Origin of the sequence: Deinococcus sp. Arct2-2 (assembly GCF_004801315.1) — a bacterium.
Lineage (GTDB): Bacteria > Deinococcota > Deinococci > Deinococcales > Deinococcaceae > Deinococcus.
Genome location: NZ_SSNW01000033.1, coordinates 1 through 19108, shown reverse-complemented (window position 1 = coordinate 19108; position 19108 = coordinate 1). Strand labels below are relative to the sequence as shown.

At 62.5% G+C, this 19108-nt stretch carries 19 protein-coding genes; 8 read left to right on the top strand and 11 right to left on the bottom strand.

Translation table 11 applies throughout. The features are described 5' to 3' along the window. The first annotated feature begins 67 nt into the window (after positions 1–67). A complete protein-coding gene (locus E7T06_RS13760) occupies positions 68–556 on the top strand; it encodes a GNAT family protein (RefSeq protein ID WP_136366357.1) in 489 nt (162 codons plus the stop codon). A gap of 18 nt (positions 557–574) precedes the next feature. On the opposite strand, the gene E7T06_RS13755 is transcribed toward E7T06_RS13760, so the two are convergent. From E7T06_RS13755 to E7T06_RS13725, 7 genes are read right to left on the bottom strand one after another with little or no spacing between them, the layout of a single operon-like run. Beyond that, on the bottom strand, positions 575–1519 hold the full coding sequence (locus E7T06_RS13755) for an aldo/keto reductase family protein (RefSeq protein WP_136366356.1): 945 nt from the start codon (positions 1517–1519) through the stop codon (positions 575–577). A 58-nt stretch (positions 1520–1577) separates the two neighbouring features. Beyond that, complete coding sequence (locus E7T06_RS13750; RefSeq protein ID WP_136366355.1) at positions 1578–2174, bottom strand: YdeI/OmpD-associated family protein; 597 nt, start codon at positions 2172–2174, stop codon at positions 1578–1580. Between the two features lie 38 nt (positions 2175–2212). Further along, positions 2213–3115, bottom strand: a complete 903-nt coding sequence (locus E7T06_RS13745; RefSeq protein WP_136366354.1) for an SDR family oxidoreductase — start codon at positions 3113–3115, stop codon at positions 2213–2215. Positions 3116–3167: 52 nt separating this feature from the next. Further along, complete coding sequence (locus E7T06_RS13740) at positions 3168–4181, bottom strand: 3-oxoacyl-[acyl-carrier-protein] synthase III C-terminal domain-containing protein (protein WP_136366353.1); 1014 nt, start codon at positions 4179–4181, stop codon at positions 3168–3170. Continuing rightward, positions 4178–5548 (bottom strand): F390 synthetase-related protein, encoded by a 1371-nt coding sequence (locus E7T06_RS13735; RefSeq protein WP_136366352.1) that lies wholly within the window; start codon positions 5546–5548, stop codon positions 4178–4180. The genes E7T06_RS13740 and E7T06_RS13735 overlap by 4 nt, the downstream gene beginning before the upstream one ends. Then, positions 5545–6393, bottom strand: a complete 849-nt coding sequence (locus E7T06_RS13730; protein WP_136366351.1) for an MBL fold metallo-hydrolase — start codon at positions 6391–6393, stop codon at positions 5545–5547. The genes E7T06_RS13735 and E7T06_RS13730 overlap by 4 nt, the downstream gene beginning before the upstream one ends. Further along, positions 6386–7366, bottom strand: a complete 981-nt coding sequence (locus E7T06_RS13725; protein WP_136366350.1) for an NAD(P)-dependent oxidoreductase — start codon at positions 7364–7366, stop codon at positions 6386–6388. The genes E7T06_RS13730 and E7T06_RS13725 overlap by 8 nt, the downstream gene beginning before the upstream one ends. 89 nt (positions 7367–7455) lie before the next feature. On the opposite strand from E7T06_RS13725, the gene E7T06_RS13720 reads away from it, so the two are divergent. The 6 genes from E7T06_RS13720 to E7T06_RS13695 all read left to right on the top strand — a co-directional run bounded on the left by E7T06_RS13720 (position 7456) and on the right by E7T06_RS13695 (position 13168). Then, the gene (locus E7T06_RS13720; protein ID WP_136366349.1) at positions 7456–7941 is read left to right on the top strand and encodes a (4Fe-4S)-binding protein; all 486 of its coding nucleotides are present in this window, start codon (positions 7456–7458) and stop codon (positions 7939–7941) included. A gap of 556 nt (positions 7942–8497) precedes the next feature. Further along, entirely contained in the window at positions 8498–9301 is an 804-nt protein-coding gene (locus tag E7T06_RS13715; RefSeq protein ID WP_136366348.1) for a hypothetical protein, read from the top strand. Positions 9302–9362: 61 nt separating this feature from the next. After that, positions 9363–10178: a bacteriorhodopsin gene (locus E7T06_RS13710; RefSeq protein ID WP_168733538.1), complete on the top strand. Its 816-nt coding sequence runs from the start codon at positions 9363–9365 to the stop codon at positions 10176–10178. A gap of 150 nt (positions 10179–10328) precedes the next feature. Next, the gene (locus tag E7T06_RS13705) at positions 10329–11642 is read left to right on the top strand and encodes a thymidine phosphorylase (RefSeq protein WP_136366346.1); all 1314 of its coding nucleotides are present in this window, start codon (positions 10329–10331) and stop codon (positions 11640–11642) included. A 79-nt stretch (positions 11643–11721) separates the two neighbouring features. Then, positions 11722–12201 (top strand): LapA family protein, encoded by a 480-nt coding sequence (locus tag E7T06_RS13700; protein ID WP_136366345.1) that lies wholly within the window; start codon positions 11722–11724, stop codon positions 12199–12201. Positions 12202–12331: 130 nt separating this feature from the next. Next, entirely contained in the window at positions 12332–13168 is an 837-nt protein-coding gene (locus tag E7T06_RS13695) for an enoyl-CoA hydratase/isomerase family protein (protein WP_136366344.1), read from the top strand. Between the two features lie 337 nt (positions 13169–13505). Here E7T06_RS13695 and E7T06_RS13690 read toward each other — a convergent pair whose 3' ends face one another. The 3 genes from E7T06_RS13690 to E7T06_RS13680 form a co-directional block, all read right to left on the bottom strand. Then, a complete protein-coding gene (locus tag E7T06_RS13690; protein WP_136366343.1) occupies positions 13506–13859 on the bottom strand; it encodes a hypothetical protein in 354 nt (117 codons plus the stop codon). After that, positions 13856–14869, bottom strand: coding sequence for a Gfo/Idh/MocA family oxidoreductase (locus tag E7T06_RS13685; protein ID WP_168733537.1), 1014 nt, complete (start codon positions 14867–14869; stop codon positions 13856–13858). The genes E7T06_RS13690 and E7T06_RS13685 overlap by 4 nt, the downstream gene beginning before the upstream one ends. A gap of 116 nt (positions 14870–14985) precedes the next feature. After that, positions 14986–16098: a methyltransferase domain-containing protein gene (locus E7T06_RS13680; RefSeq protein WP_136366342.1), complete on the bottom strand. Its 1113-nt coding sequence runs from the start codon at positions 16096–16098 to the stop codon at positions 14986–14988. An 88-nt stretch (positions 16099–16186) separates the two neighbouring features. Between E7T06_RS13680 and E7T06_RS13675 the strand changes: the two genes are divergently transcribed. Next, the gene (locus E7T06_RS13675; protein WP_136366341.1) at positions 16187–16657 is read left to right on the top strand and encodes an NADAR family protein; all 471 of its coding nucleotides are present in this window, start codon (positions 16187–16189) and stop codon (positions 16655–16657) included. A 231-nt stretch (positions 16658–16888) separates the two neighbouring features. Here the strand turns inward: E7T06_RS13675 and E7T06_RS13670 are convergent, their stop codons facing one another. After that, complete coding sequence (locus E7T06_RS13670; RefSeq protein ID WP_136366385.1) at positions 16889–18556, bottom strand: long-chain fatty acid--CoA ligase; 1668 nt, start codon at positions 18554–18556, stop codon at positions 16889–16891. Positions 18557–19108: the final 552 nt, after the last annotated feature.

Genomic DNA, 19108 nt, shown 5'->3' with positions numbered 1-19108 from the left:
AGTGGCATTTCTGCCAAGAGAGCGCCGGGAGGTAAAATAACCCACATGAAGGCGCAAACTAATGGACATGCCTTCCCCTGAATTCCGCCGCCTGACAGACGTGTCACTGAGCGAGATTGTGGCCCTGCAAAATCATCCGTTGGTGCGCCGCACCTTGCCACTGGCCCGCGAAGCCATGACCGAAGACGGTGCGCGGGACTTTGTGAAAGGCAAAGAACGGCTGTGGGCTGAACACGGCTACGGGCCTTGGGCCTTTTTCTTAGGTGGCAAGTTTGTCGGCTGGGGCGGCTTGCAACCCGAAGGCTTGCCTTCTGGCGAGGTAGAGGCTGATTTGGGCCTCATCGTGCATCCGGAGTACTGGGGGCTAGGACGGCAGCTCTACCCCGAAATCGTGCGGCGGGCGTTTGAGGACATGGGCCTGCCGGCGATCACCGTTTTGCTGCCGATCAGTCGCCCCGGCGCACGCAGTCTCAAGCGGTTGGGGTACGTCACCGAGGGCGAAATAGATTATGCGGGCGTGCGCTTTATCAAATACAGGCTAACAAGTACGGGTTAACGGGCGATTGACCCTAGCTCAGCCTCCCAATACCGCCTCGATCTTCCCGCTCACATCTTCGCTGAGGCGCACTCCGGCGGCCTTCACAGTGTCTTCGATTTGGCTGACTTTGGTGGCACCAGTAATCACGCTGCTGACGCCGGGTTGACGCAGAATCCATGCCAGTGCCAGTTGCGCCCGCGTGATGCCCAAGTCGTCGGCAATGGGCTTGAGGTCGCGCACCTTCTGAATATTTTCGTCGGTCAGGAAGTTTTTGCCCCAGTTTTCGTTCTCGGTCAGGCGTGCGCCTTCGGGCTTGCCCTCGTCGTATTTGCCGGTCAGCAGGCCCATTGCCAGCGGACTCCAGACCACGAGGCCCACGCCCGCATCTTGGGTGTAGGGCAAAATCTCTTTTTCTACGCGGTCACGGCGCAGCATGGAGTATTCGGGCTGCTCGGTCACGGGGGCGTGCAGGCCGTGTGCGCGGGCAAATTCTACGGCCTGAGCAATGCGGGCGGCGGGCCACATGCTCGTTCCCCAGTACATGGCGCGGCCCGAACGCACGACCTGATCGAAAGCCATCACGATTTCTTCCATCGGCACACTTTCGTCGTATCGGTGGGCAAAATAGATGTCGAGGTAATCGGTGCCTAGGCGCTTCAGGCTGCCGTCAATGCTTTCCAGCACGTGCTTTCTGCTGAGGCCCCGGTCATTCACATCGTCGCTCATGGGCCAAAACACTTTGCTGGAAATAACCAGCGTATGCCGGGGCAACTCGCGCAGCACCACACCCATCATCTCTTCGGACTTGCCACGCGCGTACACGTCGGCCTGATCGAAGAAATTCACGCCTTCCTCGTAAGCCTTCATCACAATGTCGCGCACGAGTTGCGCTTCGTTCACGCTGCGGCCATAGGTTTCCCAACCGCCCAGCGCCACTTCACTGACTTTCAAACCACTTTTGCCCAAGTTGCGGTATTCCATTGGGGTACTTTACCGAATAAAGCAGGATGCGGGGTTGAGAGTGTAGGTTCTGAAAAGATTAACCGGGACGTTTCCAAGTGTTGGCACGAATGCCGAGTGCGGCCAGTTCCGCCGTTTGGGTCACGCGCTTAGAGCGAGTCGGCACGGTTTTGGCCTGCACGATCCACTGCAAGATGCCCTTTTTCGCACTGTCAGGGAAGGCGTTCCAGCCGTCCAGTGCGCCGGAAACCGCACTCAGAGCTTCGGCCAAATCGTCCGGCATCTTTAGGGCTTCCACGGCGTCCAGCAATGTCCACGAACCGTCAGCTTTGGCGGCATCTATGCGGGCTTGCCCTGCCGCCGTCATCTGGCCTGCCGCCAAGAGGCGTTCTATATGACCCTTGTTCACGGCGCTCCAGCCACTGCCCGTTTTGCGCGGCGCGAAATACAGCGCCGAGCGCGTGTCGTCCATTTTGCGCGGTTTGCTGTCTATCCACCCAAAACACAGGGCTTCTTGCACGGCCTCGGCCCACGTCAGATTGGGCACTGGCGCGGCCTTTTTACGGAGCACCAGCCATACGCCCCGCGCTGAGCCATGATTCTGGTTCAGCCACGCCCGCCACCCGGCACGGTCTTCCGGCTCAAACTGTTCGGGCGAGAGCAGGTCTGCGGGCATGGACTTAGGATGACAGAGGAAACTACATCCGGCAAAGCTCAGAGTCTCGGCTTCACTTTGTCCCGGTACCAGTTGCCCCAGTGCGGTTTGCTGCCGTCCAGATCGCTGAAACCATATTCATCCATCAGTGTCCAAGAGGCCAAAGCCTCAGCATTGAAGCGGTGCTTTTGGGGGTCAGCCGCCAGCGCCGCAATGCCCCGGCCCACCAGATGCGGCGTTTCGGACTCGGCAAAGTCAGGTTCCTGCTTCACGGCGTCGCGCCAAGTGTCTGCGGTAACGCCAAAATGGGCCAGCATTTCTTCACTCCGCAGGAATCCGGGTGTGACGGAAACGCTGGTGATGGCGCGGGGATCGTCTTTCAGTTCGCTGGCCCAGTTCTGAGCAAGCCGCATCACGCCCGTTTTGGCGAGGTCATAGAAGAAACTGCCCCGGTAATACCAGCCGTCGCCGTCGGTAATCTCGGCAATGAGTCCGCCTGCCCGCGACAATGGCAACCCGGCATGGGCCGTGATGATGTGCGTCCAGATGGCCCGCTCCAGCATCCGGCGGCCCCTGTTCAGGTCAAGTTCCCAGACCTTTTTACCCCATTCCATCAACGATTCGCCGCCCCAAATATCGTTGATCAGGATGTCGAGGCCGCCGTATTCGGTGTGCAGATGGGCCATGAGGGCCGCCACCTGCGCCGCGTCGCTGTGATCGCAGCGCCACGCCACGCCCATGCCGCCCGCTGCCGTCACCAAATCGGCGGTGTCCTCAATCGTTTCGGGGCGATTCAAGTCGCTCATACCTGTTCCGTCGGCACTGGCGCGAGTGCTGCGGCCCGTGCAAATCACAGTGGCTCCCAGTGCGCCGAGTTCGGTGGCGATCCCGCGCCCTGCACCGCGTGTGGCTCCGGCAACGAGGGCAACTTTTCCGGTCAGGGGGAAGGGTGGGGTGGGCATGGAGTTAGGGTAGCGGAGTGGTACTGAGCTATGAGCTATGAGACTTGAAAAGTCACACCTCCAAAATAATTCCGCCCGCCGTGAGGCCCGCCCCAGTTCCCACCAGCAGCAGCGTGTCACCTTCCCCAGCCCGCCCGCTGCTGAGCGCCTGATGCAGCGTCAAGGGCAAACTCGCGGCGATGACGTTACCCAGCGTAGGCAGGGTCACTTCTACCCGGTCTGCTGGCCAGTTGTAGCGCCGCAGCAAGTCCAGCCCGACTTTGCTGGCCTGATGCGGGATGACGCGGGAAATGCCCACCAACCCCGTGCTGAGGCCGGGGCGCAGGCGTTCTAGGAAGGCGGGAACGACGCGGCTGGCGAGTTTCAGCACGCCCAACCCCTGCATATCGAACAGGTATTCTGTGGGCTGCACGGCGGGATCGCGGGGATGGCGCAGGGTGCCGCCGCCCACAATTTGGGTGTGGTCTGCGCCTTCCGGGTAGGTCTCAATTCGGGCCGCGTGCAGGCCTTGGCCGGGGCGCACCGCCTGACCCAGCACCACCGCCGCCGCGCCGTCTCCGATCAGTAGGGCGCTTTCGGGTTGATGCATGTTCAGGCCCACGCTGCCGCCCTCGGTACTGATGATGAGCACCCGCGCCGCTTGGCCGGATGCAATGAGCAACGAGGCGTGTTGCAGCGCCAGCAAAAAGCTGAGGCAAGTGCCGTGAAGGCTGTAGGCCGCCTTGCCGGTCAGCCCCAGTTCGCGGGCCAACAGCGCCCCACCATCGGGAATCGGCTGGGCCTGAGAACCGCTGGCATTCAGCAGCACGTCTATATCTTCAAAGTCCAGATTTGCCGCTGCCAGCGCATTCCGAGCGGCTTCGGCTCCCAGCGTCAGCGCCGTTTCTGCCCCCGACAGCCAACGGCGTTCGCGCACGCCGGTTCGGGCTTCGGCGGCCTCGGCAGTCAGGCCACCCGATGGGTCACACAGGGCGGCAACCTCGGCAGTGGACACGACGCGGGCGGGCAAGGCTCGGCCGGTGCCCAAAATACGGACGGGGAGAACGGCGGGCGGGGGGATCGTCATGACTTGACCTCTGAATTGACCTTTAGGACAGGAAGTTCTGAGAACGCGCGGCGCACCACCCGGCGGCGTTTGGCTCCCGGCGGCGCAGGCAGCAGCGGGCCAAAGCGCAGGTCAATGCGCTCTGTGTCGGCTCCAGCGCGGGCCAAAGCAGCCGTCACTTCGGCAGCAGCGGCGGTGCGAGTGGGGAGCGCATCGGGGTCAAGCAGCAGCCAAAGCGTATCGGGGGCACTTTGCTCCAAGCGGTACTCCCTCAGGCCCGGCACGCGGTTCAGGGCGGCGCGGAGAAAGTCGGGCCACACGGTCACGGGCTGCCCACCCCCGCCCGCAAACACCAGCGCGTCGTCTTGCCGCCCCTCAATCCGCGCCACCCGCCGCGCCGCGCTGCCACAGGCGCAGGGTACGTCGTCAAGCTGCAAAATATCGTCGAGACGGTGCCGAATCATGGGCTGCACGCGGCGGCGCAGATCGGTAATGATGGGCCGCCAGCGCCCTTCCCCGAGGGCTTCTAGGTCAAAGTGAACATGGGCTTCGTTCAGGTGCAAGGTTCCGTATCGGCAGGGCAGAGCCAGCAGCCCTTCCGTGGCCTGATACACCTGCACCACTGGGCCAAATCCGGCTTCCAAGGCGGCACGGTCAGCCTCTTCCAGCACCTCGGCCACGCACACCACGCGGGCTGGGCGGGCACTGGCTCCGGCGTTCAGCAGGGCACGCAGCACACTGGGCGGCCCCACCAACAACGTTGGGTTGGCAGCGGTGAGGGCGGCGGCCAAGTCGGGCACCGGACGCAGCAAATCCAGAAAAGAGAAGCTGAGGCGGCGACTCTGCACGCTGCGGTACAGCCCGCCCTCGGCCCGCAAGAGGAACGCCAAGCGCTGAGGCCGCATCACACTCGCCCACACAGGCGGCGGAAGCAGACGCCGCAGCATCACGCCTGCCCAGCGTTGCCGCTCCTGCACGCCCACCAAAAACGCGCCCTGAGTGCCGCTGGTGCCGCTCGACAGCCCCACCGTCACGGCTTGCCCCGCGAAAGCCGAAGCCGCCGCCCCGCGCAACTGGCCGGAAAAATCGCGCCCATCTTCGGCATGGCGGGCCAGCGCCAGCACGTCCGACAGGTGCAGTCCAGCGGTATTGAGTTGGTCAAAATTGGCCATCATGTCAGCTTTGGCGGTGGGCGGCAACGTGCGCCACTGCTGAGGGCTGAGGCCCGCACTCTGGAACCGAGCGGCGACGGCGGGGCTGTGGGCCACTACCCAGCGCAGATGACCCCGCGCCAGCCGCTCCTGATGGGCTTCCAGCGCCGCCCGCGTGCGGAAGTGCAGGCGGCCTTCTGCAAAGGCGTACCAGACGGCAGCGAGGGCGTCGTTCATAGATTGACCGGACGAGTTTCAGGAAGATCGTGGCTGACGATCACGCGGGCGCGGGGGTGGCGGGCCAGCCAAGCTTGCAACTGCTGACGGCTGCGGCGCTCCTGCTGTACGTCAGAAAAGGCGTTTTGGGCCAGTGGATGCACTTCACCACCCTCTCTCAATGCACGCACACTCCACGCCGCGTCGGTGGCGAGCAGCGTCCACTCGGAACCGTCCTCACCTGATGCCGCCTCGCGCACCACTAGGGCGATCATCCCGGGGGCGTGGCCGGGCACCCGCACCGCCCACACGCTGCCGTCTTCAAACACATCGGCGGCCTCAGCAAAGGGAGCCAGCCACGCTGGGGCCGGGGCAAAGGCGAGCGCGTCCGTGCGGGCCTCGAAGTCGGGCGGCACCAGTTCTGGAAGGAAGGCCCGCCGCACCGCCCGGAGTCCCTTCAGGCCGCGCAGGGGCGGGTAAGCTCCAGCGTCCAACACAAACCGCGCCGCCGGAAACGCCCGCAAGTCGCCCACATGATCGGCGTGCAGATGAGACACGATGACGGTTTTGACGCTCCGGAGGTCTATTCGCAGTCGGGCCAGTTGCGCCGCCGCGGTGCCGCCTGCCGCCAAGCGCACAGGGGTAATCAGGCCGTAGAGGACGCCGGGCCAGCGCCGCATCAGCCGGGGCACCTGTGGGCCGTAGCCTGTGTCCAGCAGCACCGGGCCAGACGGATGCAGCAGCAACGCGAACCCCGCCGGATACGCCTGCACCCGCCACGCCGCTCCCCGTTGCGTCAGCGCTGCCAAGTTCAGGCACTCGCCCGCCGCGAGGGGGATGACAGGCACGGTCACAGGGTCAGACATTAACAGCTGCCTGTATCGCTTCTTCTAACCCCTGATCGGGATGCACCACAGGCACATAGCCCAACCGTTCGCGGGCGCGGGTCAGGTCTAGGGTCATGCCCCGCGTCAGCAATCTCACGCCGCTGGCGGTCAGCGGCGGTTCGGGGCGGCGGGGATGCAGGGCGTACAGCCTTTCCAGCACGCGGGCCACCGTTTCCAGAGTGCGCGGGTTGGCCTGCCGGGTGGGGCGCGGCACACTCAGCGCATCGGCCAAGCGGTCTAGGGTGGCCCAAATGGGAATGGTGACGCCATCGGTGATGTTGAACAGGCCGGGTGCGGGCCGCGCCAACGCCAACGCCACCGCGTGCGACACGTTCCGCACATGCGTCAGTTCGGTGTGTACCTCTCCCCCACCATCTGCGTTGGCCCCGTCTAAGCGCGGCAACCGTCCAGCCCGCAAAGCCAGTGCCAGCCGGGGCAAAATGCTGGTATCGCCGGGGCCGTAGATTCCGCGTGGACGGAGGATAGTGGCTTCGGGATGGGCCGCCTGTACTTCCAGTTCGGCTAGGTATTTGCTGTGGGCATACAGGGAGTCGAAGTGTGGGCCAATCGCAGTGCTTTCTGAAATGTTTTGAGTTTGCCCGGTGGCGTTGTACACGCTAGGGGTGCTGATATGCACAAGGCGCACGCCCGCCCCGGCACAGGCCCGCGCCACCGCCGCGCTTACCTCTACATTGTCGGCGTAAAAGTCGGCCCAGCGGCCCCACAAGGTAGACCGCGCCGCCGAATGGACTACGGCGTGAGCCTCGGCAATCAGGCTGGAGAACACGGCCCCCCGCAAGTCCAGCGGCACGAAACGCACGCCGCTTTGCTGGAGCGCCTGCCCACGCACAGGGTCACGGCCCACACCCCAGACCTCATGACCGGACGCCGCCAGTTCGCGGGCCACCACGCCGCCCAAAAACCCCGTTGCCCCCGTGACCAGTACCCTCATACCGGTAGGGTAGCCCACGCAGCGAAAAGCTCGACTGAATGGGGACGCAGATCAAAGGCAAGTTGCTGACGAGTCCGTTAAACTGCACCATGACCCAGCCCCAAGACGCCACCACCAGCGGTAAGGCCTACACCGCCCCCGGAATCACCGTGTATTACGACGCCGTGCGCTGCCGTCATGTGGCGGCGTGTGTGCGCGGGTTACCCACTGTGTTCGACCCACAAGCCCGCCCGTGGATTCAGCCTGCCAACGCGGAGGCCGAAGCGGTGGCCGCTGTGGTAAGAACCTGCCCGACTGGGGCGCTGCATTACGTGCTAGAGGGTGGCCCCGCCGAAACGCCCGATCCTACCACCACCATTGCGCCGCTGCCCAACGGCCCGCTGATCGTGCGCGGTGACCTGACGCTGATGACTCCGGGCGGCCCCGTGCGGGAGGTTCGCGCCGCCCTGTGCCGCTGCGGGGCCAGCATGCATAAGCCTTATTGCGACGGCACACACGACAAAATTGGGTGGAAAAGTGAGATTGAAGCGAGCGATGGGCCAACCCAAGTTGAACCGGGTGGGCCAATTACTTGAGAGAGGGACGCGCAACGAACCTCGATAGCGCATTGTAGTGACTGGGATGGAATACAGCAGACAAACTTAGGGCAATCGGTAGCAGTAACTCCGGTTGTCCTTTCTTTTGCTACTGCTCTGTTGAATTCTCAATATTAAATGCTAATTAGCCCTTCTCTAACCCTGTTTCCTCGTACCATCAACATTCAATTTGTACAGAGCGGTCAGAAGGCGAGAACTGAAATTACAAGCTTATGACTTCTGGTCATCACCACGCAGCGACCCTCAACCAAATTTGCCGCAGTAGAGGAAAACCGGTTTCATTAAGAGATTTTACCTCGGCCTTAAGAATTCGGGTGAGTGGGTGGAAATGTAGGTAAATCATCCGATTGCTGGAGTGGGTTCTCAATAAGTTGTCATCTAGCTTTCATCTATTCCTTAGACCGTTCGCCTGAAGAAGCACCGCTATCAATGGTTTTTTGGGGCAATAGGGCCAAACTTGAGCCTCGCCGCTGCTTTAGAGCCTCCCCCATTCACAAAGGAAAGACGACGTGTGACCTCACTTCAGCCCTCATCTTTGACTACTTCCGTTCTGGATATGTTGACCAAACAGCGCAGCATCGTGACTTACGGGGCCAACATGCTGGCTGCTGTACTGGGCCGCGCCGCCCTGCTAGAGCAAGATTTGCTGCTGGAACTGAGTGGGCCGGGACACGAACCCGGACACCTGATTTTTCAGGGCGGGCGCGTGGTGTACGCCCAATACGAGCAGACGGCGGGCCAATTCGCCTTTGAGGAACTGAAGCGTCCGCGCCCCCAAAGTACGCTGCGACTGTTTGCACTAGACGCGACGTTGGCGGTGCTGGCTTTCGCCGCCGTAGACGGCCAACCCAACGGCACCGAGCAGATGGATCAGTGGCAAATGAGCGACCGCCTGACCCACCTGATGACCGCCGGATTTTCGGGTGTGGTGGCGGCCCGCGTGCGCTCTAGCCTCGTGGTGTGGCACTTGGTAGATGGACGGATTCAGAGCAAGCAGGACTTGTTGGCGGCAGGCTCGTTCCGGTCGGTGCTGCAACTGGCTTGGCAGCACCGAGAATTGCCCACACTGGGGGGCGTGGCTCTGCCGCCCAACCCCGCTGCTTCTCCTGCGTGGCGCACCGCCGCCGCCGCTGCTCTGCCCGACAACGCCGTGATGTGGGCCGTCTTCGAACAGGTGTTGCAAACCCATTTGGGCGGGGCCGCAGAGCGCGTGGTGCGCCTGATGAAAACCAAGCACGGCAATGACAGCGGCGTGCAACTGCGCGAGTCGCTGGCCCTGCAACTCGACCGGGTGGCTGGCCGCGCCGAGGGACAGAAGTTCCGGCTTCAGCTCTCCTAAACCCGGCTCCATTCCTTCTGCTTCCCTTCCCGCTGTTCCCCTTCCCTGCCGAGGTTCCGCTATGACCGATTTGTTGACCCTGACCCCCACCCAATACAGCCTCGTGCTGAACGTTCTGAACTTGTCTATCGGCGCGTTTGGGGCTTTTGGCCTGCTGTTTATCTTGCTGCGGCGCAATGTGGCCCGCAATTACAGCATCGCCATTTCGCTGATGGCCGCCGTAGCGGCAATGGCTGCCTACCATTATTTCCGGCTGTACGGCAGTTGGCTGGACGCTTACGCCTTGCAAGGCGGCCAATACGTTCCTACCGGAGCGGCCTTTAATTATGTGATGCGCTACGCCGACTGGCTGGGTACCGTGCCGCTGCTGCTGTCGGCCATCATGCTGGTGCTGGATTTGGGCCGCCAGCAAAGCGCGAGTCTGGTCACGCGTATGGCGACTTCTGCCGGGTTGATGATCGGGCTGGGCTATATAGGCGAAGTGCAGGGCGACAATTTGGGCGGGCGTGCCGTGTGGGGCCTGCTGGCCTGCGTGCCCTTCCTGTACATCCTGTACGTGTTGTGGGGAGAAATGAGCCGGGTGCTGTCGTTCGAGTCGGTGCGGGTGCGCCAACTGTTTTCGCGCCTGCGCTGGGTGCTGCTGGCCTCTTGGGTCTTTTACCCGGTCATCTACGCGCTGCCTATTCTGGGTATTTCTGGCCCCAACGTGCTGACGCTGGTGCAGTTCAGCAACAGCGCCGCCGACTTACTCGCTAAAGTCGGCGTGGGCCTGCTGATTCTGGGCATCGCACGGGAAAAGACCGAAGAAGACTTGGCCGCCGCCAGCCGCACCACCATCACGCCCACAGCAGTGCCGGTGCCCGTAGCCGCCGACTGAAGGGGTGTTCGGATTAAGTCCTTGACCTGTCCTTAGACCCTAGACCCTTAGATGCCTTCCCCGCCCCACCACACAACCTATCCACCAACGCAGCAGGCCGGGGAGCGAGATTTCTATAGCCCCGGCCCGCTGCTGCCCGTACACTGCCGTATGACTGCCACACCCAAACTGCATATTCCTGACCTGATTCAGAAAAAACGCGACGGACACACGCATTCCCGCGCCGAACTGGAAGCCTTAGTGCTGGGCTACACGCGGAATGAGGTGCCCGATTATCAGGTGGCGGCGTGGCTGATGGCGGTGTACCTGAAGGGCATGACGCCGCCCGAAACCGCCGATCTGACGCTGGTCATGGCGGCCAGCGGCGATCAGATGAACCTTGGAGACTTGCCGCGCACCGTAGACAAGCACTCAACGGGCGGGGTAGGCGACAAAACCAGCCTGATTTTGACGCCGATGCTGGCCGCACTAGGCCTGACGGTTGCCAAAATGAGCGGGCGCGGACTGGCTCACACAGGCGGCACGATCGACAAACTGGAAAGCATTCCGGGCTGGACAAGCGAACTGGATGAAGCCCACTTTCTCACGCAGGCCCGCACGATTGGGCTGGCGTTGGTAGGCCAAAGCAAAGACCTCGCGCCCGCCGACGGCAAGCTGTACGCCCTGCGTGACGTAACGGCCACCGTAGATTGCTTGCCGCTGATCGCCAGTTCCATCATGAGCAAAAAGCTGGCGTCGGGGGCGCATACGGTGGTACTGGACGTGAAAGTCGGCGCGGGCGCATTTATGAAAACGCTGGAAGACGGACGCGGGCTGGCGCGGGCGATGGTAGACATCGGCAACCGGGCAGGAAGGCAAGTGCGGGCCGTGCTGACCGACATGGACGCGCCGCTAGGATTCATGGCGGGCAACAGTTTAGAGGTGTTGGAGGCGCTGGATACCCTGCGCGGTCACGGCCCCCACGACCTGACCGAACTGTGCGTGTCTCTGGCCGTAGAGGCGCTAGCGGCACAAGGCGAAGACGAACAGGCTGCCGAGGCCCGCGCCCGCGCCACCCTCAGCGACGGCTCGGCGCTCGCCAAATTCCGGGCCTTTACTGAGGGACAGGGCGGCGACCCCACTTACGTAGACGATGTAAGCAAGTTGGATGTGGCCCCCGGACGCGAGGAGATTCTGGCGACCAGCAACGGCTTCGTGGGCAAAATAGACGCCCTGAGCGTGGGCCGCGCCGTGTTGGTGTTGGGCGGCGGGCGCGAACGCAAAGGCGAAGCGATAGATCACGGGGTAGGCGTGGAACTCCTGAAAAAACCCGGTAACGCAGTACAGACCGGAGACCCCGTGCTGCGGCTGTACCACCGGGATGGGCGCGGACTGGACGTGGCCCGCACCCTGCTGACTGCTGGCCTGACCCTGCAAGCCGACAAACCTGCACCGGAAGCTTTGATCCTTGACCGCGTGAACTGACACTGCCGCCCCGTTGCGTGAACTTCTTCGCAATCTTGCCCCGGCCCGTTGCCTCAGCCGGGGTGTTACCTTGCTCTGTATGCGTACCATTGTCCTGATCGTCATCGTGGTGGTGTTGATGCTGTTCGGCATCCTCAACATCAATTCGCTGACTGCTCCCCACACTCTTAACCTTGGGCTCGTCACCTATCTTCAAGTCCCATTTGGCATGATTTTGCTGCTGCTGGGGCTGGTTCTGGCTCTGGTGTTCTACTTCTGGGCGGGCGTATCGGGACTGCGGGCACAGGCCGACAGCGCCAAGTTGCTGCGCGATATGGAAGCTTTGCGCGTCAGCCTCGACAGTCAGGAAGGCAGCCGCTTTGCCCAGTTGCAAACGCACCTAGATCAGCGCCTCGGCTCAATGGAAACGCAGATGCAAGCGCCCAAAGCGTTGGGCATGGGCAAGGAACTGAGCGCCTCCGATCTGGCTGCCACCAACGCCCGCATAGATGCGTTGCAGCGCGACTTGAATCTGCAACTGGCGCAACTGGACGATTACCTGAAACGCAAACTGGGCTGAGCGGAGGGAAAACCAAGGCGGGACGGGCTTGCAACATCTGGCCCGTCCCGCTCTGTTGTTGCTTTCCGTTTGTGGGCGCAATCCGGACTCTGCCGCTCCACCCGGCCCCAATCTGTATTAGCCTCAGCCTATGCCTTTTCTTACTCCCAGCGTGGCCCAACTCACCGAACCCGGCGCGTATCCCGGCCTGCGCCTCCAGATGCACGACGGCGGGATTTTGGAAGTGGTGCTGCAAAATGACCGCACCCTGAACAGCGTGAATGCCGCTGCCCACCGCGCCCTGACCGTCGTGTGGCGCGATATAGACGCCGCAGAAGGCGTGCGCTGCGTGCTGATTCGGGGCGAAGGCCGGGGCTTTTCGTCGGGCGGGGATTTTGAGTTAATAGAGGAAATGGCGTCGGACTTTACGGCGCTGGCCCGCGTGTGGCGCGAAGCCCGTGACCTCGTGTACAACGTGATCAACTGCGGCAAACCTGTGGTCAGCGCCATTCACGGCCCCTGCGTGGGTGCGGGACTGGCGGTGGCCTTGCTGGCCGATGTGAGCGTGGCAGCCAAAACAGCGCGGTTGCTGGACGGCCATGTGCGGCTGGGCGTGGCGGCAGGCGACCACGCGGCAATCATTTGGCCCCTGCTGTGCGGTCTGAACAAGGCCAAATATCACCTGATGACCGGAGAACCCGTGTCAGGTGAGGAAGCCGAGCGGATTGGACTGGTCAGTTTGTGCGTGCCAGACGAGGAACTGCTAGACCGGGCATGGAAGGTGGCCCGCCAACTGGCCGCCGGAAGCCCCACCGCCGTGCGCTGGACAAAATACGCCCTGAACAATTGGCTCCGTGCGGCAGGCCCGACTTTTGATGCCAGCCTCGCCCTAGAATTTTTGGGCTTTACTGGCCCCGACGTGCGAGAAGGTTTAGCCAGCCTCCGCGAAAAGCGCGAGCCGAACTTTGCAGAGGATGCACCGATTTAGGGGGTGTGGATCGTGGATCGTGGATCGTGGATCGTGGATCGTGGATCGTGGAGTGAATAATTGAGTCGATATGCGGTGTCAAGCGGTTGGTTTCCCTTGTGGCACACCAAAAACACCGCCGCCAATTCCGTGTGAGGCCGTCGTGCGTGCAACGCGCGGGCCAATTCCATCTTGGAATGAATAGGCGATTCCGCTTCAGATGAACGAACAAGCCGACTGAAAACGCGACAAGATCAATCCTCCTCAGCGGAGCGCTTGGCTCCCCCTACCCGGTGGGGTAGGGGGCTGGGGGGTGGGGCAAAACGTGGGACAAGCTCAATAACCCCGCCCCTCACTCCTACCGCTCATCCTCCCAATCGGCCAAAACCTCAGCGCGGCTGCCGAGGCCTAGGCCCTCCAGCCGTTCCAGCACGGCGTCTTCCTCCGTTTCATCGTCGTAACCCCAGATCACGTCCCCCGTCCAAGGTACCCAATGGGGCGGCGGCGAAAAACTCTGGAAGTAGGCGAACTGCTGGGCCTCATCCCAAGTCTGCTTCTGCCACCACTGACTCCAGAACATCATGTAGCCCTCACCGCCCCCCATGCGCCAAAACGCACTGAGCGGGTGAAACTCCGGGTACAAAATCCAAGGGGGCGGCACCGTGCCGTAGTCGGCGGTCAGGCGCTCAATTTCGGTCTGCGGCCAACTCAAGACCCGTGAACCTCCACCCGCTCCCCCGTGCGGGCCGAGGCATATAAGGCGTCCAGCACGCGGGCATGGGCCACCGCGTCGCTGGGCGGATAGAGTGCGGCTTCTTGCCCCAGCGCCACCCGCTGAAAATGGGCCACCATGCCCGCATAGGCGTTGAATGGCCCGAATGTTTCCTCCCGCGAGCCAGCGGCGTTGGTGATGGTAAATGTGCCGGGCTTGTCGGTGTTGCTGTGAAAAACGCCCGACATGTCCAGCGTGCCTTGGCTGCCAATGACGGTGAGTCGCTGTGTGGCCGTATCTCCCCAGTCGAAGGCGCAGTCTATGCTGGCCGAAGCCTGCGGGTAATCCAGCACGGCACTCAGGCCCATATCGACGCCGGATGCGGCCCCACCTTCCGTCCAGCGGGCACGGGCAGTCACGCTTTGCGGTTCGCCCAGCAGCAGGCGCATCAGGTTCACCGGATACGTGCCCACATCGAACAGCGCCCCGCCGCCCTTGCTGGCGTCCCAGCGGAAGTCGTCGGGGTTGGTGAGCGGGAACCCGAATGCGCCCCGGTAGGCCCGAATCTCGCCCAATTCGCCCCCGCGCACCAGCTCTACGATGCGCTCCACATGCGGCTGAAAGCGGTAGGCGAAGGCTTCCAACAGCACTCGGCCTGCCGCCCCCGCTTCCCGCTCCAGTTCGGCGGCTTCCTGTGCGTTCAGCGTAAACGGCTTTTCGGTCAGCGCGTGCTTTCCAGCCCGCAAGGTGTCGCGGGTCAGGGGCAGGTGCAGATCATTGGGGAGCGGGTTATAAATGGCGTCTACATCAGAGGCCACCGCATCGGCGTAGCTGCCCACTGCCGGAATATTCCACTCCTCGGCGTAGGCCCGCGCCCGCTCGGAATTCGGCTCGCGCACGCCCAAAAACGTCACTTCTCCGCCCGCCGCCCGAATAGCCGGAATGAGTGCCCGCCCAATCCGCGCCGCGCCCAAGATGCCCCAGCGTAAGCCTGCTCCTGTGGATGTCATGCCCTTAGAGTAAAGGAGCGTGGAGAGTAGAACGTGGATCGTGGTTTAGCTTTTCCCACGATCCACGATCCACACTCTCTTTTTCCACAACCTACAACCCACGTCCTACAGCCCTTTTAACGCTTGCTCAGCAAATACGCCTTCGGATGATGCCCCCCGCTGAACGCCTGAAACAGTTCGCGGGCGTACCACTCGGTGCTGTCTTCCAGTAATCCCTGAAACAACTTGATCTCGTGCGTGATGACGGCCAAGCGTCCCTGACGGCTCAGCAGACGGTACATTTCCTTCAGGAAGGCGGGATACAACACTTCGTTGCCGCCGTGCGTGCCGATGGCGTCGCCCCAAGGCAAGTCGGCCAAGATCAGATCGAAGGAACGGTCTGGCAGGCCCGTGTTGAGGGCATCCACGCAGGCCACCTCTATTTCACGCTTGGCGGCGGCAAGGTTGCGTTGGGCGCATTCCACGGCGGCAGGGTCTATATCGACGCCCACCATCGCCGCCGATGGCCCCATCAGGGAGCGTTCGATCAGGAGGGTACCGCTGCCGCTCATGGGATTAAAAATGCGGTCTTCGTCGCGCTGCCCGGCCAGCTTCAGCACCGCGTAGGCCAGCGTCGCGTTCAGGCCGCCGTTCATGTTGCACACGCGCCATGCCCGCGCCGACAGGGGCCGGGGCGTCATGCGGGCCAGCACTTCCCAGCCTTCGCCGTGTTCTTCTGGCCGGAACCGGAGGAGCAGTTCGCCTTCCTCGGCATGGTGTGTCAGGCCGATCAGTCCTTCCAGTTCGGAGGCGAGGCGCTGCATCACGCTAGATTCCTTGCCCGCCGCGCCCAACCGGAACGATTTGTGGCCGCCCACCCGCGCCACTTCTGCCACAAACGTCGCCAGTTCGCTGAGTTGCTGGTTGCCCAAAAATCCGCGTGGGCGCGGCACATCCCACGCTTTGATGCGGTACACGGCCACCACCGATTTCAGGCGGTTCAGGCGCTCCATGTCGCCGGGATACCAGAAGCGCAGGCCACGAATATCGCGGGCCAACGGCACATCGGCCAGTTCGTTTTCCGCAATCGCCTCTAGCCCCGGCAACACGTCCAGCACGTATTCGTGTGCAGGCTGCCGCTCCCGGTAATCGCCTTTGGGCTTGCTGGCCTTACGGTTAAAGGGCGAATTCGGGTCATGGCGATTGTCGGAACGGCGATCAGAACGGGAAGAGCGGGCGGGGCGCGGCATAGCAGAGCAGTATAGCCTACCGGGATGCAGGGGCGGCTTAGGCCACAGCGCCAATGCACTGAAGCGGGGCGTATGACAACCTGCATCCATGACCCCACCTGTGTACTTTTACCGCACTGCACATCCCTTTTCCAACTTTCACCCCAGCGTATTTACCGCTGACGGCGTGACTTACCACACCGCCGAACAGTACCTGATGGCCCGCAAAGCCGAGTGTTTTGGCGATGAGGAACGCCTTGCCGCAATTTTGGCCGCCCCCACACCCGATGAATGCAAGCGTCTAGGCCGTCTGGTCACGCCCTACGACAACGCCGTGTGGGAAGAAAGGCGTTTTGAAGTGGCGCTGGAGATGCTGCGGCTGAAATTCGGCCAGAACGCCAAGCTCCGCGCCGTGCTGCTGGAAACAGGCGACGCGCCGTTGGTAGAAGCCTCGCCCTCAGACCGAATCTGGGGCATCGGCTACCGCGAGGCCGACGCTGAAGCCAACCGCGCCCGCTGGGGCCAAAATCTGCTGGGGCTGGCGCTAGAGCAGGTGCGGGCAGAGCTAGCGAGGCAATGAATGAAACTGCGCCCCAGTCGGGTGGACTCGGGGCGCAACGAGATTGACGATTTTTACTGCAACACTAGGCCGCTTTGATCCATCAACCCCCCGTTGCTGGCGCAACGCCCCCCTCAAGGGGAGGACAACTGCGCTGTTGCGCTCCCCTTGAGGGGGGCTGGCTGCGAAGCAGACTGGGGGGTTGACCGGGCCGCACGTGAACATTGCTCAGCCATGCATCACCCAACTACCTCAGCTTCCCGGCTTGAAATCCTTGTACTGCTCGCGCATTTCGCGCTTCAGGAACTTGCCGGTGGCCCCAATCGGAATGCTTTCGGTGGTAATGGTCGCGTCGGGCAGCCAGAACTTGGCAAATTTTGGCGAAATGAAGGCGATGATTTCTTCGTGGGTCACGCTCTGACCGGGGCGCGGCACCACAACGGCCAGCGGGCGTTCATCCCATTTGGGGTCAGCCAGCGCGATTACGGCGCACTGGGCTACGGCGGGGTGGGCCATAATCGCGTTCTCCAAATCCACACTGCTGATCCACTCGCCGCCCGACTTGATCAGGTCTTTGGAGCGGTCTTGGATGTGCATATAGCCGCGTGCGTCCAGCGTGGCAATGTCGCCCGTATCGAACCACAGGTTGCCGTCCAGCTCGAAGAAATTGCTCTGGCCTTCGCCCTTGAAGTAGGAGTTGGCGATCCACGGCCCCCGCGCGATCAGGCGGCCCATCGTTTTGCCGTCGTGGGGCAAGCGCTCGCCTTCTTCCGAGAGCAGATCGAGCCACACCAGCGGCACGGCGCGGCCCTGCTTGGCCCGCAGCGCGAACCCCTCGTCGCTGGTGGGATCTATTCCGGCGGGCACTCCGCTGGCGGTGCCCAGTGGGTGCGTTTCGGTCATACCCCATGCATGCAACATGGTCAGGCCGTGATTGTTCCAGAAGGCCCGCAGCAAGCTTTCGGGTGCGGCGCTGCCCCCCACGATCAGGCGCTCTAGGCCGTGCAGGTCGTAGGGTTGGCCTTCGGCTTTGGCCCGGTCAAGTTCTCCCAGCAGGCCCATCCAGATGGTCGGCACGCCCGCTGTAATGGTCACGCCTTCATTTTGAAGGAGTCCGGCCAGCGTGCGCCCATCGCTGAACGCGCCTGCAAACACCTGTTTCGCGCCGTACATGGCGCAGGTGTAGGGCAGCCCCCACGCATTCACATGGAACATGGGCACAATCGGCATCACGCAGTCGGCCTCGCCCACGTTCAGGCCGTCTTTGGGGGCACTGACCAACGAGTGCAGCACCGTAGAGCGGTGGGTGTACAGCACGCCTTTGGGGTTTCCGGTGGTGCCGCTGGTGTAGCACATGGCCGCCGCGTCGGTTTCAGCGATCTGCGGGTAGCGGGCCAGAGGTTCCTGCGACATCACAAATGCGTCGTAGTCGGACACGCCGGGGAGCGGGATAGGCTGCGGCGTCGGCCCCAGCACGTAAATCTGCTCTAGCAGCGGGCAAGCGGCTTTCAGCGCCGGAATCATGGCTGCAAACACGTTTTCAATCAGCAGCACGCGGTCTTCGGCATGGTTCAAAATCCACGCGATCTGCTCGGGGTGCAGGCGAATATTGACCGTATGCACCACCAATCCGGCGCTGGGCACGCCCAAATACGCCTCTAGGTGCCGGAAAGAATTGACCGCCAGCGTGGCTACCCGGTCGCCCGGTTTGAGGCCGAGGCCCAGCAAACCCGCGCCCAAGCGTAGAGCACGGTCAGCCACCGCGCCGTAAGTGGTGCTGTGGCGATGAGGAATCGGCTGTCCGGCTTCGTCGCGGCCTGCCACGAGGAGGCTCACGACTTCGCGGGCGGCGTAGGTGGTGCGTGCCCGCTCCAGAATGAAGGGAATGGTCAGCGGGACATCCATCATGTTGCCTTGCACGGTGTGAGTTTGCATGGGTGGCCTCCGGGGGCGTGTGATTCAGACGGAAGAGCGAGACAGCAAAGGGGACGGTTTCGCCCTCTGTCTGCCCTAAATGGGAAAGCCTGCGTGTACGGGTATTCTAGCGGGAAAGACCAGAGTTGAACCGAGTCTAGATCGGCGCGGCCCAGACTTTAGCTTCACACGGCAGCCCAAACCCGCAACGCACACAGGAACACCTTATGCCGGGGCCGTTTCCTTTGGCCTTAGAACAGTTGTTAAAGAGTTGTCTGCTGTTAAAAGAGTTGTCTGCTTTTTACCGAACGCAGTGAGTGAATTTGAACACCTGCTCTAACGGCTAGTGGGTCACTTGCCACAGGTGTAGTCTTTCACTGGACAACCTGCAGGGTCTGCGCTCCAGAACCTCCCAGAGGATGTCTCCGTGCATAGGCTCGCTGACGGCGAGCCCTTCTTTTTCCGCCCCAAACGAACGGGGTCGGATGTGCATTCTATCCTCGCGCCGTTGCCTCCAACCATTGAATGATCTGTGCCGGACTGGTTGGACATTGGCCG

Bases quoted from the DNA above. Each gene is read 5' to 3' on its own strand.
- E7T06_RS13760 (WP_136366357.1), top strand. From the start codon at position 68: ATGCCTTCCCCTGAATTCCGCCGCCTGACAGACGTGTCACTGAGCGAG.
- E7T06_RS13755 (WP_136366356.1), bottom strand. From the start codon at position 1,519: ATGGAATACCGCAACTTGGGCAAAAGTGGTTTGAAAGTCAGTGAAGTG.
- E7T06_RS13750 (WP_136366355.1), bottom strand. From the start codon at position 2,174: ATGCCCGCAGACCTGCTCTCGCCCGAACAGTTTGAGCCGGAAGACCGT.
- E7T06_RS13745 (WP_136366354.1), bottom strand. From the start codon at position 3,115: ATGCCCACCCCACCCTTCCCCCTGACCGGAAAAGTTGCCCTCGTTGCC.
- E7T06_RS13740 (WP_136366353.1), bottom strand. From the start codon at position 4,181: ATGACGATCCCCCCGCCCGCCGTTCTCCCCGTCCGTATTTTGGGCACC.
- E7T06_RS13735 (WP_136366352.1), bottom strand. From the start codon at position 5,548: ATGAACGACGCCCTCGCTGCCGTCTGGTACGCCTTTGCAGAAGGCCGC.
- E7T06_RS13730 (WP_136366351.1), bottom strand. From the start codon at position 6,393: ATGTCTGACCCTGTGACCGTGCCTGTCATCCCCCTCGCGGCGGGCGAG.
- E7T06_RS13725 (WP_136366350.1), bottom strand. From the start codon at position 7,366: ATGAGGGTACTGGTCACGGGGGCAACGGGGTTTTTGGGCGGCGTGGTG.
- E7T06_RS13720 (WP_136366349.1), top strand. From the start codon at position 7,456: ATGACCCAGCCCCAAGACGCCACCACCAGCGGTAAGGCCTACACCGCC.
- E7T06_RS13710 (WP_168733538.1), top strand. From the start codon at position 9,363: ATGACCGATTTGTTGACCCTGACCCCCACCCAATACAGCCTCGTGCTG.
- E7T06_RS13705 (WP_136366346.1), top strand. From the start codon at position 10,329: ATGACTGCCACACCCAAACTGCATATTCCTGACCTGATTCAGAAAAAA.
- E7T06_RS13700 (WP_136366345.1), top strand. From the start codon at position 11,722: ATGCGTACCATTGTCCTGATCGTCATCGTGGTGGTGTTGATGCTGTTC.
- E7T06_RS13695 (WP_136366344.1), top strand. From the start codon at position 12,332: ATGCCTTTTCTTACTCCCAGCGTGGCCCAACTCACCGAACCCGGCGCG.
- E7T06_RS13685 (WP_168733537.1), bottom strand. From the start codon at position 14,869: ATGACATCCACAGGAGCAGGCTTACGCTGGGGCATCTTGGGCGCGGCG.
- E7T06_RS13680 (WP_136366342.1), bottom strand. From the start codon at position 16,098: ATGCCGCGCCCCGCCCGCTCTTCCCGTTCTGATCGCCGTTCCGACAAT.
- E7T06_RS13675 (WP_136366341.1), top strand. From the start codon at position 16,187: ATGACCCCACCTGTGTACTTTTACCGCACTGCACATCCCTTTTCCAAC.